This window comes from Zobellella denitrificans, from assembly GCF_002407485.1.
Lineage (GTDB): Bacteria > Pseudomonadota > Gammaproteobacteria > Enterobacterales > Aeromonadaceae > Oceanimonas > Oceanimonas denitrificans.
Genome location: NZ_CP012621.1, coordinates 1301014 through 1315573, shown reverse-complemented (window position 1 = coordinate 1315573; position 14560 = coordinate 1301014). Strand labels below are relative to the sequence as shown.

General features: G+C 62.9%; 13 protein-coding genes and 1 tRNA gene. 4 read left to right on the top strand and 10 right to left on the bottom strand.

Features of this window, described 5'->3' with window-relative positions:
• The first annotated feature begins 59 nt into the window (after positions 1–59).
• A complete protein-coding gene (ppk1, locus tag AN401_RS06350; RefSeq protein WP_096778826.1) occupies positions 60–2114 on the top strand; it encodes a polyphosphate kinase 1 in 2055 nt (684 codons plus the stop codon).
• A gap of 6 nt (positions 2115–2120) precedes the next feature.
• A complete protein-coding gene (ppx, locus tag AN401_RS06345; RefSeq protein ID WP_096778825.1) occupies positions 2121–3611 on the top strand; it encodes an exopolyphosphatase in 1491 nt (496 codons plus the stop codon).
• Between the two features lie 402 nt (positions 3612–4013).
• Here the strand turns inward: ppx and tadA are convergent, their stop codons facing one another.
• The gene (gene tadA, locus AN401_RS06340; RefSeq protein ID WP_096778824.1) at positions 4014–4505 is read right to left on the bottom strand and encodes a tRNA adenosine(34) deaminase TadA; all 492 of its coding nucleotides are present in this window, start codon (positions 4503–4505) and stop codon (positions 4014–4016) included.
• 190 nt (positions 4506–4695) lie between these two features.
• Here tadA and AN401_RS06335 point away from each other — a divergent pair.
• Positions 4696–4772: transfer RNA gene (locus AN401_RS06335), tRNA-Pro, on the top strand.
• An 82-nt stretch (positions 4773–4854) separates the two neighbouring features.
• On the opposite strand, the gene AN401_RS06330 is transcribed toward AN401_RS06335, so the two are convergent.
• The 9 genes from AN401_RS06330 to AN401_RS06290 all read right to left on the bottom strand — a co-directional run bounded on the left by AN401_RS06330 (position 4855) and on the right by AN401_RS06290 (position 13078).
• A complete protein-coding gene (locus tag AN401_RS06330; protein ID WP_096778823.1) occupies positions 4855–5316 on the bottom strand; it encodes a GNAT family N-acetyltransferase in 462 nt (153 codons plus the stop codon).
• Between the two features lie 104 nt (positions 5317–5420).
• Positions 5421–6647, bottom strand: a complete 1227-nt coding sequence (gene arsJ / locus AN401_RS06325) for an organoarsenical effux MFS transporter ArsJ (RefSeq protein ID WP_096778822.1) — start codon at positions 6645–6647, stop codon at positions 5421–5423.
• Between the two features lie 6 nt (positions 6648–6653).
• Entirely contained in the window at positions 6654–7667 is a 1014-nt protein-coding gene (locus tag AN401_RS06320) for an ArsJ-associated glyceraldehyde-3-phosphate dehydrogenase (RefSeq protein ID WP_096778821.1), read from the bottom strand.
• Positions 7668–7712: 45 nt separating this feature from the next.
• On the bottom strand, positions 7713–8219 hold the full coding sequence (locus tag AN401_RS06315; RefSeq protein ID WP_094037944.1) for a phosphatase domain-containing putative toxin: 507 nt from the start codon (positions 8217–8219) through the stop codon (positions 7713–7715).
• A 30-nt stretch (positions 8220–8249) separates the two neighbouring features.
• On the bottom strand, positions 8250–9272 hold the full coding sequence (gene arsB, locus AN401_RS06310; protein ID WP_094037945.1) for an ACR3 family arsenite efflux transporter: 1023 nt from the start codon (positions 9270–9272) through the stop codon (positions 8250–8252).
• 123 nt (positions 9273–9395) lie between these two features.
• Positions 9396–10367, bottom strand: a complete 972-nt coding sequence (locus AN401_RS06305) for a PstS family phosphate ABC transporter substrate-binding protein (protein WP_094037946.1) — start codon at positions 10365–10367, stop codon at positions 9396–9398.
• A gap of 167 nt (positions 10368–10534) precedes the next feature.
• Entirely contained in the window at positions 10535–11851 is a 1317-nt protein-coding gene (gene phoR / locus AN401_RS06300) for a phosphate regulon sensor histidine kinase PhoR (protein WP_094037947.1), read from the bottom strand.
• Between the two features lie 7 nt (positions 11852–11858).
• Positions 11859–12548 carry a phosphate regulon transcriptional regulator PhoB gene (gene phoB, locus AN401_RS06295; protein WP_094037948.1) on the bottom strand — a complete coding sequence of 230 codons (690 nt, stop codon included), beginning with the start codon at positions 12546–12548 and terminating at the stop codon, positions 11859–11861.
• 98 nt (positions 12549–12646) lie between these two features.
• Complete coding sequence (locus tag AN401_RS06290) at positions 12647–13078, bottom strand: N-acetyltransferase (protein WP_094037949.1); 432 nt, start codon at positions 13076–13078, stop codon at positions 12647–12649.
• A gap of 173 nt (positions 13079–13251) precedes the next feature.
• Between AN401_RS06290 and rdgC the strand changes: the two genes are divergently transcribed.
• Positions 13252–14163: a recombination-associated protein RdgC gene (gene rdgC, locus AN401_RS06285; protein ID WP_094037950.1), complete on the top strand. Its 912-nt coding sequence runs from the start codon at positions 13252–13254 to the stop codon at positions 14161–14163.
• The last annotated feature ends 397 nt before the right edge of the window (positions 14164–14560 follow it).

The following is a 14560-nucleotide window of genomic DNA, read 5'->3' as shown; positions in this document are numbered from 1 at the left end:
ATAAAACTCTGTCATAAAAAGTGCCTGAAACCGACACATATCCTTTGACAGGAACAATAATGAGCACGGACAAGTGGTACCTGGAAAAAGAACTGAGCTGGCTGTCGTTTAACGAACGGGTATTGCAGGAGGCCATGGACAAGAGCGTGCCCCTGATCGAGCGGGTACGCTTTCTGGGGATTTTTTCCAACAACCAGGATGAGTTTTTCCGGGTCCGGGTGTCCGACGTCAAGCGCCAGGTGATGATCGACGCGGACCAGGGCAAGACCAACGGCGCCGCCTCCCTGCTCAGGAATATCCAGCAGAAGGTGATTGGCCTTGCCAACACCTTCGACGAGGTCTACAAGGAGCTGATCGTCACCCTGGCCCGGCAGAATATCTTCCTGCTCAACGAGAACCAGCTCAGTCCCGAACAGGAAGCCTGGGTCAAGCGCTATTTCGACAACGAGGTGCGGGCCTACCTCTCCCCCATCATACTGCGCGCCGAAATCGACCCGGTGCGCTTTCTCAAGGATGAATACACCTACCTGTGCGTGGGCATGGTCAAGGGCGAGGAGCGCCATTACGCCCTGGTGGAGATCCCCACCGACGTGCTGCCCCGCTTCGTGGTGCTGCCCCCGGGCAAGAGCCGGCGCAAGAAGAGCATCCTCATCATGGACAACGTGATCCGGCTGTGCCTGAACGATCTCTTCGCCGGCTTCTTCGAGTACGACGACATCCACGCCTATTCCTTCAAGATGACCCGGGACGCGGAATACGACCTGTCCGATCAGCTCGACCAGAGCCTGCTCGAGAAGATGAGCGACGGCCTCAAGCAGCGGCTCACCGCCCTGCCGGTGCGCTTCGTGCACGACCGGGAAATGCCGCCGGAGATGGTGCAGACCCTGGTGCGCAAGCTCAGGATCCAGGGCCACGATGCGGTGATGTCCGGCGGCCGCTACCACAATTTCAAGGACTTCATCGGCTTTCCCAACGTCGGCCGCAAGCACCTGGTGAACAAGCCGCTGCCCCCACTCAAGTGCCGGGAATTCCGGGACAGCCCCTCCTCCTTCGACGCCATCCGCCGGCGCGACATACTGCTGTATTTCCCCTACCACAGCTTCAGCCACGTCACCGAATTCGTGCGCCAGGCCTCCTTCGACCCGGCGGTGCTCAGCATCAAGATGAACGTGTACCGGGTGGCCTCATTGTCGCGCATCATGTACTCGCTGATGGACGCAGCCAACAACGGCAAGAAGGTAACGGTGGTGATCGAGCTGCGCGCCCGCTTCGACGAGGCGGCCAACATCGAGTGGGCCAAGATCCTGACCGAGGCCGGCATCACGGTGGAGTTCGGGGTGCCCAGCCTCAAGGTGCACTCCAAGCTGTGCCTGGTCACCCGCCGGGAGGGGGATCAACTGGTGCAGTACGCCCATGTGGGCACCGGCAACTTCAACGAAAAAACCGCCAATATCTACACCGATTTCTCGCTGCTCACCGCCAATCCGGAGATCACGGGCGAGGTGGCGGCGGTGTTCGACTTTATCCGCCAGCCCTACCGCCGGGCCAAGTTCAACCACCTGCTGGTGTCGCCCATCAACTCCCGGCGCGGGCTCTACGGCCTGATCGACGCCGAGATCGCCAACGCCCGCCAGGGGCTGCCCGCCCGCATCATCCTCAAGCTCAACAACCTGGTGGACAAGGGCCTGATCAACCGGCTCTACGGCGCCAGCCAGGCCGGGGTGGACATCAGCCTTATCGTGCGGGGCATGTGTTCCCTGGTGCCGGGGGTGATCGGTGTGAGCGACAATATCCGCGCCATCAGCATAGTGGATCGCTACCTGGAGCATCCCCGGGTGATGGTGTTCCACAACAACGGCCAGCCGCGGGTGTACATCTCCTCCGCCGACTGGATGACCCGCAACCTGGACTTTCGGGTGGAAGTGGCCACCCCCATCCTGGATCCGGTGCTGCGCCAGCGCATCATCGATATCCTCGAGATCCAGCTCAGCGACACCACCAAGGCCAGAATATTGGACCGGGAGCAAAGGAACCATTATGTGGACAGGGGCAACCGGCGTAAAATCCGCTCCCAGACCGCCACTTATGATTATCTGAAAGCCCTGGAGGGATAGCCCCGCATGACCGATCAGTACGTCGCCACCATCGACCTCGGCTCCAACAGCTTCCATATGGTAATAGCCCGCTACCACGGCGACAGCCTGCGCATCGTCGACCGCCTGAAGGAGCGGGTGCGCCTGGCCGACGGCCTGGACGACGACAACCAGCTCAGCCAGGAAGCCATGGACCGGGGCCTGGCCTGCCTGCGACTGTTCGGGGAGCGGTTGCGCGGCTTTCACGCCACCCAGGTGCGGGTGGCGGGCACCTTCACCCTGCGCGAAGCCGCCAACGCCCAGGACTTTGTGCACCAGGCCCAGCAGGTACTGGGTTTTCCCATCGACATCGTCAGCGGCAACGAAGAAGCCCGCCTGATCTACCAGGGCGTGGCCCACACCCAGAACACCCAGGGCCAGGTGCTGGTGATCGACATCGGCGGCGGCAGTACCGAGCTAATCATCGGCCGGGATTTCGACTGCAGGCTGGTGTCCAGCCGCAGCATGGGCTGCGTGAGCTTCACCCGCAAGTACTTCGCCGACGGCCGCCTGACCGAGGAGCACTTCGAGCAGGCCATCGAAGCGGCCGAATACCAGCTGGCGCCGGTGATGGGCCGTTACCTCGGCCTGGGCTGGGACCAGGTGCTGGGCAGTTCCGGCACCATCAAGACCCTGCTGGAGATGTGTGCCGCCATCACCCAGGAGCCGGTGATCGATCTGCCCGGCCTGCTGCACATCAAGAGCCAGTTGATCAAGGCCGGCCATATCGACAAGGCGGACATCGCCGGCCTGGGCGAAGATCGCAAGCCGCTGATCGCCGCCGGCCTGTCCATCCTGCTCGGCATCTTCCGCAGCCTAAACCTGGACAAGATGGGCTTTTCCGACGGCGCCCTGCGCGAAGGCCTGCTCTATGCCTTCTTCGGCCGGGTGACCCACCATGACACCCAGGTCAACACCATCCAGGCCCTGAGCCGGGAGTACGCCATCGACACCCGCCAGGCCGAGCGGGTCAGGCAAACGGCGCTGGCGCTGTTCGCCCAGGTGCGCGACGGCTGGCAACTGGACGAGGGCTTCGCCGATCTGCTGGGCGGCGCCGCCCTGCTGCACGAGGTGGGGCTGCACATCAACTTTACCGGCATCCACCGCCATTCCGCCTACATAGTGCGCAATGCCGACCTGCCCGGCTTTACCCAGGAAGAGCAAAAAGCCCTGTCCGCCCTGGTGCGCTTTCACCGCAAGGCACTCAAGCTGTCCGAACTGGAGCCCCTCAACTACCTGCCGGAGCAGCAGTTGTGGCGGCTGGTGCGGCTGCTGCGGCTGGCGGTGGCGCTGAACCGCCGCCGCCAGGACGGGGTGCTCCCCCCCCTCGAACTCGGCCTTGGGCCCGACGACGAACTACGCCTGAGCTTGCCCGCCGGCTGGTGCGACAGCAACCACCTGCTGCTCACCACCCTGGAGCGGGAGCAGGCCTATCAGGCCAAGGTGGGCTGGAAGCTGACGCTGATAGCTGATAGCTGATAGCTGATAGCCTGACTCTTAGTCACAAGTCCGACTGTCTGATTCAGCGCAGAGAAGAGGCAGCAGGGCTACCTCCGCCGACACGCCGCAAGTACATCCATGTAGGCTCGCACATGCCATCCCTGGCATGTGACGGTCGGCGGAGGCCATCCCTGTTGCCTCTTTCAAGCCCCGACGCCGTTTGAAGATGGTGCCAGCAGGCGGCATCGGGGCGACAGAGAGGACAAAGGGCGCGGCTCCGCCGGCCCTCCGCGCCAGGGAGGGCGCGGCGGAGCCCCCAGGGAGGGGTTTACGGCGTGCCGGAGGAGGTGCGCTTTGGCCGATGTTTTGCTGATCTAAAGTCAACAAAAACTTGTGACTAAAAGCCAGGCTGATAGCTGATAGCTGATAAGAGGCTGACGGTTATTGCCCGGCCGCCTGCTTCCTGGCGGCCTTTTTCTCCGCCCGGCGGCGCTGGAAGAAACGGCTGAGCTGGGTGGCGCAGTCCTCGGCCAGTACCCCCGGCTGCCAGACCACCTGATGGTTGAGGCCAGGGGTGGCCAGCAGTTGCAACACCGAATCCACCGCCCCGGTCTTGGCGTCAAAGGCGCCGTACACCAGCCGTCGGATGCGGCTGTGCACCATGGCGCCGGCGCACATCATGCACGGCTCCAGGGTCACGTAGAGGGTGCAGTCCAGCAGCCGGTAGTTGCCGATGGCCTGGCCGGCCTGGCGCAGCGCCATGATCTCCGCATGGGCGGTGGCATCGTGGCTGCCGATGGACTGGTTCCAGCCCTCGCCGATGCAGTGACCGTCAAGCACCACCAGGGCGCCCACCGGCACCTCCCCTTCCTGCTCTGCCCGTGCCGCCAGGGCCATGGCCCGGCGCATCCAGTATTCGTCTTGTTCGTTCATCACCCCTCCGTAAGGCCGCGTATTATGGCAAAAGCCGGCCCGGCTGCAAGCCGGGGCTGGGCCCCGGGCAGGCCAGGCGAGGAAAACGATGAAAAAAACGCAACAATGCCCAAGAAAGCGCCAAACGCGCCCAAATCATAAAAAAGGGGCTTGCAGCAGGGACGGGGCATCTATATAGTTAGCCCCACTTCGGCGTGTAGCGCAGCCTGGTAGCGCACTGTCATGGGGTGTCAGGGGTCGGAGGTTCAAATCCTCTCACGCCGACCAAAATACCCTCGAAAAACCCACCTTGCGGTGGGTTTTTTGTTGCCTGAAATCCGGCCGGCAACAAAAAACGCTCTCCCTCTCTTCAGGCCCTATATTCCATCAGTATTACCGGCACCGGCTGGCCCCGGCGCTCAAGCTGGCGCTGCTCCAGGGCGACGAACCCCATGGCCTCGAAGAAGGGCCGGGCGGTGATGCTGGCCTCGCAGTAAAGGCGCGACAGACCGCGGGAGGCGGCTTCCGCCTTGAGCCGCTGCATCAGCGCCCGGCCTATGCCCTCGCCCTGGCGGGCGTGATGCACATAGAAGAGATCGATACGGCCGTCGTCGCTCAACTCGGCGAAGCCCAGCAGGGACTTGCCGTCCATCGCCACCAGCGGACGGGTACGGATAAAGCGGCTGACCCAGCGCGGTTCGTCGTATTCATCAGGAGCCCACACCGCCAGTTCGCTCTTGCTGTAGTCGGCCTGGTTGATGCGGTGCACGGTATCGTGGAACAAACGCCAGATACTGCCGGTTTCACCGCTGCGGATCTTCCTGATTTCCATAATGACTCCTGCCCATACACTGCCCCCTATCTAGCCACAGTTGTCCGCAAGAAAAAAGCGGCTTTATCGCCGCTTTATCATATTTTTTACACAAAAAGCTGATTTCAATCGCTATTTTGCTCCCATCCCCGGTGCCGGGGCAGCTTGATGGACAGCATCGCCGCCAGCAGCAGGAAGCCGGCGGAAATCCACAGGCAGGCAATCAACCCGGCCTGCTGGTAGACCCAGCCCGACAGCACGGTGCCAATCAGTCTCCCCATCGCATTGGCCATATAGTAAAAGCCCACGTCCAGGGAGACCCCGTCCTCGCCCGCATAGCTGACGATAAGGTAACTGTGCAGGGAGGAATTGATGGCGAACAGCGCCCCGAACAGCAAGAGGCCGCCAAGCAGGGTCCATTGCGGCTGCAACCCCGCCCCCAGTCCCAGGGCGATCAGCGCCGGCGTCAGGGTCAGCACCAGGGCCCAGCCGAAGGCGGCCCGGCCGTCGGGAACCCGGCCCGAACGCTTGCCGGTAAAATAGGGGGCGAACGATTGCACCACCCCATAGCCGATGACCCAGAGCGCCAGGAAGCCGCCGACCCGCCAGTGATCCCAGCCAAACTGGCTGGCCAGGAATACCGGCAGGGCCACCACGAACCAGACATCACGGGCACCGAACAGGAACATCCGTGCCGCCGACAGTATGTTGATGGCACGGCTCTTGGAAAAGATGTCGCGGAATCTGGGCTTGGCCTTGGCCCGGCCCAGATCCTGTTTCAGCATTACGACGCTGAACAACCAGACCAGGGCCAGCACCGCCGCCATGGCGGCGACGGCCCCGGCGAAGCCGAACACCGCCAGCAGCACGCCGCCGAGGAAGAAGCCCGCGCCCTTGAGCGCGTTCTTGGAGCCGGTGAGAATGGCCACCCACTGGTAGAGGGTACCCTGGGCATCCTTCGGCACCAGCAGCTTGATCGCGCTCTTGGCGCTCATCTTGTTGAGATCCTTGGCGATGCCCGACAACGCCTGGGCCGCCATCACCCAGGGCACCGTCAGCAAGGCCGCCGGCACCAACAGCATGGCCAGCGCCGCCACCTGCAACGCCAGGCCGATATTCATGGTCCGGTTGAGGCCAAGGTGGGCACCGAGCCAGCCCCCCACCAGGTTGGTGATGACCCCGAATACCTCATAGAACAAAAACAGCAGGGCGATTTCCAACGGGCTATAGCCCAACCCGTGGAAGTGCAGCACCACCAGCATGCGCAGGGCACCGTCGGTGAGGGTAAAGGCCCAGTAATTGCCGGTAACCAGCAGGTACTGACGGATCTCGGGAGACAGGGAGGCCAGCATCGGGGGTTATCCCGCCCGGTCCAGCCGGCCCACCTTGCGCATCAGCTCGGCGGTGCGGTTGGCATAGCCCCATTCGTTGTCGTACCAGGCATACAGCTTGACCTGGGTGCCGTTGACCACCATGGTGGACAGGGCGTCGATAATGCTGGAGCGCGGATCCGTCTTGTAGTCCACCGACACCAGGGGCCGCTCCTCGTAACCGAGGATGCCGGCCAGCTCACCTTCCGCCGCCGCCTTGAGCAGGGCGTTCACCTCCGCTTCCGTGGTGGCCCGTTCCACCTCGAACACGCAGTCGGTGAGCGAGGCGTTGGCCAGGGGCACCCGCACCGCGTGGCCGTTAAGCTTGCCCTTCAGTTCCGGGAAGATATGGGTGATGGCGGTAGCCGAGCCGGTGGTGGTGGGGATCAGGCTCTGGCCGCAGGCCCGGGCCCGGCGCAGATCCTGGTGGGGCGCGTCCAGTATGGTCTGGGTGTTGGTGATGTCGTGGATGGTGGTCATGGAGCCGTGTTTGATGCCCAGTTGCTCGTGAACAACCTTGACCACGGGCGCCAGGCAGTTGGTGGTGCAGGAGGCGGCGGTGACGATGGGGTGCAGCGCCGGGTCATAGAGGTGATCGTTCACCCCCATCACCACGTTGAGCACGCCCTCCTCCTTCACCGGCGCCGTCACCACCACCCGCTTCACCCCCTGATCCAGGTAGGCCTGCAGCAGGGCCTTGCTCTTCATCTTGCCGGAGGCCTCGATCACCACGTCGCAGCCGGACCAGTCGGTGTCACCGATGGCCTTGTTGCGGGTGCAGGCGATACGCCGGTTGCCGACGATCATCAGGTCCCCTTCGGCCCGGGCCTCCTGGGTCCAGCGGCCGTGCACCGAGTCGAAGGTAATAAGGTGCGCCAGGGTGGCGGCGTCGCCGGCCGGATCGTTGATCTGCACGAACTCCACGTCGTCCCATGCCCAGGCCGCGCGCAGCGCCAGCCGTCCCATGCGGCCGAAGCCGTTAATTCCTACCTTGATGGTCATTGGGTCTGTCTCCCTCTTTCAATATATTTTGTACCAGCCCGGGCCTTATCCGGCCGGGCCTTCCAGCGCTTCTACATAGCTACGGTGGGCCGGCAGGCACAGCGCCTTGGGCCGCAGCGCCTGCACCCGTTGCACCGCCTCACTCAGCGGCACCTCCAGGGCCAGCAGTATGATGGCCGCCATCAGGCCGGTGCGGCCCGAGCCGCCCTTGCAGTGGATGGCGACATCCCGGCCCTGGGCCAACAGCGCCAGTACCTGGTCACGCGCCTCAAGCCAGGCCTGCTCGAAGGCGGCTTCGGGGGCGGCGTCGTCTTCCACCGGCAGGTGGAACCAGGCCAGCTCCAGCGCCTCGCACAGGACCGGCATGGCGGCGACCCGGTTTTTTTCCATCTCTTCCCCCGGCATCAGGGTCAGCACGGCGGCGGCGCCGGCGTCGCGCAATTGTGTCAGCGAGGCGTCCAACGCCGCCTCTTTGGTGCCCGGGCAGGGAGTAAGGATCAGCCGGCCACGGCCTTCGCCGAGAGTGAGATAGTCAAATGGGTGTTGCGACATCGTCTTTCCTTGGGTTGCAGTTCAATAGAGTCAGTTATAGACAAACCAGTGCCGGGTCCGGTTGGCGATGGCCACCAGCGACAGCATCACCGGCACTTCCACCAGCACCCCCACCACGGTGGCGAGCGCCGCCCCCGAGTGCAGCCCGAACAGGGAAATGGCCACCGCCACCGCCAGTTCGAAGAAGTTGGAGGTGCCGATCATGCAGGCCGGCGCGGCGATATTGTGGGGCAGCTTCATCGCCCTGGCGGCGCCGTAGGCGATGGCGAAGATGCCGTAGGTCTGGATCAGCAGCGGGATGGCGATCAACACTATGGTCTGGGGCTGGGCCAGTATGGTGGGCGCCTGGAAGCCGAACAGCAGTACCACCGTCGCCAGCAGGCCCGCCACCGACAGCGGCTTGATGCGCTGGATAAAGGACTGCAGCTGGCGGCCGCCGCCACCTTCCTCCAGCCGCCGGCGGGTATAGACCCCGGCCAGCAGCGGCAGCACCACATAGAGCAGCACCGACCACAGCAGGGTGTCCCAGGGCACGACGATGTCGCTCACCCCCAGCAGGAAGGCGGCGATGGGGGCGAAGGCGAACACCATGATGAGGTCGTTTACCGACACCTGCACCAGGGTGTAGTTGGGATCGCCCTTGGTCAGTTGGCTCCATACGAACACCATGGCGGTGCAGGGCGCCACGCCCAGCAAAATCATGCCGGCAATGTATTCCCCGGCGCTCTGCGGATCGACCCAGTCGGCAAACAGCACCCGGAAGAACAGCCAGCCCAGGGCCGCCATGGTGAAGGGCTTGATCAGCCAGTTGACCGCCAGGGTCAGCAGCAGCCCCTTGGGCTTCTTGCCCACGTCCTTGATGGCGGAAAAGTCGATCTGCACCATCATGGGGTAGATCATCACCCAGATGCACAGGGCCACCACCAGGTTGACGTGGGCGAATTCCAGCCCCGCCACCAGGGCAAAGCCGTCCGGCAGCAGGATACCCAGGGTAACGCCGGCCAGGATGCACAGGCCGACCCACAGCGACAAGTAACGTTCGAATACCCCCATTCCTTTACCTCGATGGCGATTTTAGATATGCGGGAAAAAGAATATATGAAAATTCAAATATGTAAACCATAAAAAAACCCCGGGTTTCCCCGGGGTTCAAGCTGCGATGACGGCAATGGAAGCTTACATCAGGCCCAGCTTTTTGAGGTCGGCTTCGGCCACGGCGGCCGGTACCGGCACATAGCCATCCTTGTGCACGATTTCCTGGCCCTGCTTGGACAGCATCAGCTTGATGAACTCGGCTTCCATCGGGCCCAGGGGCTCGTTGGGGTGCTTGTTCACGTAGACGTACAGGAAGCGGGACAGCGGATACTCGCCGCTGATGGCGTTCTCGGCATTGGCGGCAACATAGTCGGTGGAGCCGGCTTCGGCCAGGGGCACGGCGCGCACGCTGGAGGTGCTGTAGCCCAGGCCGGAGTAGCCGATGGCGTTCAGGGAAGAGGACACGGACTGCACCACGGAGGCGGAGCCAGGCTGCTCGTTCACGTTGTTTTTGAAGTCACCCTTGCACAGGGCCTCGTCCTTGAAGTAGCCGTAGGTGCCGGAAACGGAGTTGCGGCCGTACAGCTGGATGTCGCGGTTGCTCCAGTCGCCGGACAAGCCGGTCTGGCCCCAGCGGGTGATCTGCTCGCTGGCACCGCAGCTCAGGGTGCTGGAGAAGATGGCGTCGACCTGATCGATGCTCAGGCCCTCGATGGGGTTGTCTTTATGCACGAATACCGCCAGGGCGTCGATGGCCACCCGCACCGGGGTCGGCTTGTAGCCGTAGCGCTTTTCGAAGGCTTCGATTTCATTGTCCTTCATGGCCCGGCTCATGGGGCCGAACTGGGCGGTACCTTCGGTCAGGGCGGCGGGAGCGGTGGAAGAACCGGCGGCCTGGATCTGCACGTTAACGTTGGGGTAGCTGCGCTTGAACTCTTCGGCCCACAGGGTGGCCATGTTGGCCAGGGTGTCCGAACCCACGGAAGACAGGTTGCCGGAAATGCCGCTGACTTTTTCGTAGTCGGGCAGGTTGCTGTCCACGGCGGCCAGGGCGGAGGTGGACGCCAGGGCGGCGGTCAATCCAAGAGCGGTTACCAGTTTGTTCAATTTCATCCTTAATCTCCAATCTGAGTTCGGTCTTTCAAGACGCGGCCAGTATTGCCGCCGGTGATGACAACTATATGAACCGAAAGTGACGCTTTTATGACAAGCAGAGAGAAAGCGGGAAGCGGGGTATTCGCTCCCACGCCACGGCATGGGAACGAAAAAATACCGGCCTGTCAGGCGATTTCCCGGCTGGGGGCGTCCTGCACCAGCAGCCGCTCGGGCAGGGTAAAGCTGAAGCAGCTGCCCTCCCCGACCTTGCTCCGGATCTCGAGGTGGGCATCGTGGTGGCTCAGGGCGTGCTTGACGATGGCCAGCCCCAGGCCGGAGCCGCCGGTCTGGCGGCTGCGCGCCTTGTCCACCCGGTAGAAGCGTTCGGTCAGGCGGGCGATGTGCTCGGGCGCGATGCCCTCGCCGTTGTCGGTCACCGCGAAGCGGCCCTGGTGCCCCACCCGCCCCCATTCCACCCGGATCTCGGTACCCGCCGGGGAATGGCGGATGGCGTTGTACACCAGGTTGGAAATGGCGCTGCGCAACTGCTCCTGATCACCACGCACCTTGAGGCCCTGGTCCACCACAAAGCTGAACCGTTGGCCCTTGTCGCCGCTCAGGGTCAGGGCCTCCTGCTCCAGCATCGACAGCATGGCCGGAATGTCCACTATCTTGCTGGTATCGATATTGGGCGAGGCCTCGATGCGGGTCAGGGTCATCAGCTGGTTGACCAGGGCGTCCATGCGCAGGGTCTGCTCCAGCATCACCTTCTGGGTCTTGCGCCACATGGCCTCGGAGGGCGGCTCCTCTATCATCTCCAGGTAGCCCTTGAGCACCGTCAGCGGGGTGCGCAGCTCGTGGGACACGTTGGCCACGAAGGACTTGCGCATCTGCTCCAGGCTCTTCAGCCGGGTCACGTCCCGCACCACCAGCATGGCCTGATCCTCGGTATAGGGCATGATGCGGCACTCGAGCAGCTTGTCTTCGTTCTGGGGCGACGGCAGCTCCAGCGGTTCGCGGAAATCCGCCCGCTTCATGTAGGCGATGAACACAGGGGCACGGATCAGGTTGCCGATATGCTGGCCGGCATCATCGGGCCAGCGAAAGCCCAGCAGTTGCTGGGCCAGCTTGTTGCACCAGATGATGCTGCCGTCGCGGCGGATCACCACGGCGGCGTCGGGCAGGGCCTCGGCCCCTTCCCGGAAACGGCGCACCAGGTTGGCCAGCTCCCGCCGGCGCGCACGCTGGCGCTGCTGCAGCCGGTAGATGCCATTGAAGATGACTTCCCAGCTGCCTTTTCCTTCCGGCGGGATCAGGCTGCGATCCCGCCACAACCACACCGCCAGCTTGTGCTGAAAGCGGTAGTGCCACAGCAGGTGCAGCACGGTACCGATCAGCAGCCCAAGTGCCATTTCTTTCAGCAGCAGGCCGAACAGGAAAAACGCCAGGTAATAGAAGATTAACCGCCACCACAGACCATGGCCGGATTCTTGTAGCTGCATGCAGGCCTCATAGGCGCGTTGAAAAACGATAGCCGGCACCGCGCACCGTCTGGATCAGCTTGTCGTGACCCGACTCCGACACCGCCTTGCGCAGCCGCCGGATATGCACGTCCACCGTCCTGTCTTCCACATAGACGTTGGTGCCCCATACATTATTGAGCAACTGCTCGCGGCTGTATACCCGCTCGGGGTGGGTCATAAAGAAATGCAGCAGCTTGAACTCGGTGGGCCCCATGTCCAGCTGCAGGTTGTTGGCGCTGACCCGGTGGCTGACCGGATCCAGCTTCAGCCCCTGCACCTCGATCACGTCCTCCACCGAGGTGGGGGCCACCCGGCGCAGCACCGCCTTGAGGCGGGAGGTCAGTTCCTTGGGGGAGAAGGGCTTGGTAATGTAGTCGTCGGCGCCCACGTCCAGGCCCTTGATCTTGTCTTCTTCCTCGGCCCGGGCGGTGAGCATGATCACCGGGATCTGCCGGGTCAGTTCGTCCTGTTTAAGGTGCTTGATAAGCTGGATGCCGCTGCCGCCGGGCAGCATCCAGTCGAGCAGGATAAGCTCGGGATAGGGCTCCTTGATCATCGCCAGGGCCTGATCGTAGTCCTCCGCCTCCTGGGTGGCGAAGCCCTTCTGCTCCAACACAAAACACAGCATCTCGCGGATCGCCGCTTCGTCTTCAACTACCAGTATTTTCCGTGTCATTCTTCAACTGCCCTTCTCAGGTCTTCTGTGCATGAATGTCATTATTGAGAGCAAGTGTGACAGTTTTATGAAATTATGACACCACCGCGACGGCGGCGTTACAGCTGGGCCTGGTAACCCATGCAGAGTTCGGGCTGGCCGGTGGCGGGATCCGTGCCTTCGTCGGTAATGGCGAAGCCGTGTTGGCGATAAAAATGCACCGCTATGTCGTTTTCGCTGAACACCCTGAGCGACAACCGCCGCCGCTGCCGCTTGGCCACCGCCAGCAGGGCCTTGCCGATGCCCTGCTGCTGGCAGTCGGGCCGGACGAACAGGGCCGCCAGGTAGTCCTCCACCAGGGCGACAAAGCCCTGGATCTCCCCTTCCCGCTCGCACACCCAGATTTCCGCCGCCGGCAGGTAGCGGGCGCGCATCTGCTCCTGCTGCTGCCACCAGAACGCCGCCGGCACGAAATCATGGGCCTGCAGCGATGCCAGCAGCCACACCTCCAGTATGGCGTCGGTATCATCGGGCCTGGCCTGTCGTATCATTTTCATCTCCCCGGCGTTGGTTTGGTTTAAGTGTATGAGTCCATTAGCGGATTGGCCGGGCTTTTATTATTGTCTGTGACCCGGATCAGCCTTTATCGCGCGGGAATGACAGCCTGATCACAAAGCCGCTTTGCAGTACAATGCGATTTTTCCGGCTCGTTACCGAGGACGCTATGTGGTTTAAGAACCTGCAGATTTACCGTTTTACCCGCCCTTTCGAACTGACCCTTGAAGAACTGGAAAAACAGCTGGACGCCTTTCCCTTCAGCCCCTGCGGCAGCCAGGAGCAGGCCAAGTTCGGCTGGATCTCTCCCCTGGGCAAGCAGGGCCAGGCCCTCACCCACGGCGCCGACGGCCAGATCCTGATCTGTGCCAAGAAGGAAGAAAAGATGCTGCCCGGCTCCGTGGTCAACGACATGGTGGCGGAGAAGGTGGAAAGCCTGGAGGCCGAACAGGGCCGGGCGCTGAAGAAAAAGGAAAAGGAAGCGATCAAGGAGGAAGTGATCGTGAGCCTCTTGCCCCGGGCCTTCAGCCGCTTCCAGCAGACCTATGCCTGGATCAACCCCGAGGCCGGCTTTATCGCCGTGGACGCCAGCTCCGCCAAACGCGCCGAGGATCTGCTGGCCCTGCTGCGCAAGAGCATAGGCAGCCTGCCGGTGGTGCCGCTGGCCATGACCACCCCACCCGAGCTGACCCTGACCGACTGGCTGAAGGAAGGCGCCGCCCCCGCCGGCTTCGCCCTGGAGGACGAGGCCGAGCTGAGATCCGCCCTGGAGCACGGCGGCATCATCCGTGCCAAGCAGCAGGACCTGCTGAGCGAGGAGATGAAGGCCCACCTGGACGCGGACAAGCTGGTGACCAAGCTGGCGCTGAACTGGAGCGACAGCCTGAGCTTCGTGCTGGGAGACGACATGAGCGTCAAGCGGCTCAAGTTTTCCGAGGAACTGCGCGAGCAGAACGACGACGTGGTGAGCGAAGACGCCGCCGCCCGCTTCGACGCCGACTTCGCCCTGGTCACCGGCGAACTGTCCCGCTTTATTCCCGAGCTGATCACCGCCATGGGCGGGGAAGAAAACCGGGCGTAAACTCGAAGCTGGAGGCCATAAGCCTGACTCTTAGTCACAAGTCCGACTGTCTGATTCAGCGCAGAGAAGAGGCAGCAGGGCTACCTCCGCCGACACGCCGCAAGTACATCCATGTAGGCTCGCACATGCCATCCCTGGCATGGGACGGTCGGCGGAGGCCATCCCTGTTGCCTCTTTCAAGCCCCGACGCCGTCTGAAGATGGTGCCAGCAGGTGGCATCGGGGCGACAGAGAGGACAAAGGGCGCAGCTTCGCCGGCCCTCCGCGCCAGGGAGGGCGCGGCGGAGCCCCCAGGGATGGGTTTACGGCGTGCCGGAGGAGCTGTGCGCTTTGGCCGATGTTTTGCTGATCTAAAGTCAACAAAAACTTGTGACTAAAAGCCAGGCCATAAGCTGGAA

What these genes read in the sequence shown, in the direction of transcription:
- ppk1 (WP_096778826.1), top strand. Translation starts at nt 60, where the DNA reads ATGAGCACGGACAAGTGGTACCTGGAAAAAGAACTGAGCTGGCTGTCG.
- ppx (WP_096778825.1), top strand. Translation starts at nt 2,121, where the DNA reads ATGACCGATCAGTACGTCGCCACCATCGACCTCGGCTCCAACAGCTTC.
- tadA (WP_096778824.1), bottom strand. Translation starts at nt 4,505, where the DNA reads ATGAACGAACAAGACGAATACTGGATGCGCCGGGCCATGGCCCTGGCG.
- AN401_RS06330 (WP_096778823.1), bottom strand. Translation starts at nt 5,316, where the DNA reads ATGGAAATCAGGAAGATCCGCAGCGGTGAAACCGGCAGTATCTGGCGT.
- arsJ (WP_096778822.1), bottom strand. Translation starts at nt 6,647, where the DNA reads ATGCTGGCCTCCCTGTCTCCCGAGATCCGTCAGTACCTGCTGGTTACC.
- AN401_RS06320 (WP_096778821.1), bottom strand. Translation starts at nt 7,667, where the DNA reads ATGACCATCAAGGTAGGAATTAACGGCTTCGGCCGCATGGGACGGCTG.
- AN401_RS06315 (WP_094037944.1), bottom strand. Translation starts at nt 8,219, where the DNA reads ATGTCGCAACACCCATTTGACTATCTCACTCTCGGCGAAGGCCGTGGC.
- arsB (WP_094037945.1), bottom strand. Translation starts at nt 9,272, where the DNA reads ATGGGGGTATTCGAACGTTACTTGTCGCTGTGGGTCGGCCTGTGCATC.
- AN401_RS06305 (WP_094037946.1), bottom strand. Translation starts at nt 10,367, where the DNA reads ATGAAATTGAACAAACTGGTAACCGCTCTTGGATTGACCGCCGCCCTG.
- phoR (WP_094037947.1), bottom strand. Translation starts at nt 11,851, where the DNA reads ATGCAGCTACAAGAATCCGGCCATGGTCTGTGGTGGCGGTTAATCTTC.
- phoB (WP_094037948.1), bottom strand. Translation starts at nt 12,548, where the DNA reads ATGACACGGAAAATACTGGTAGTTGAAGACGAAGCGGCGATCCGCGAG.
- AN401_RS06290 (WP_094037949.1), bottom strand. Translation starts at nt 13,078, where the DNA reads ATGATACGACAGGCCAGGCCCGATGATACCGACGCCATACTGGAGGTG.
- rdgC (WP_094037950.1), top strand. Translation starts at nt 13,252, where the DNA reads ATGTGGTTTAAGAACCTGCAGATTTACCGTTTTACCCGCCCTTTCGAA.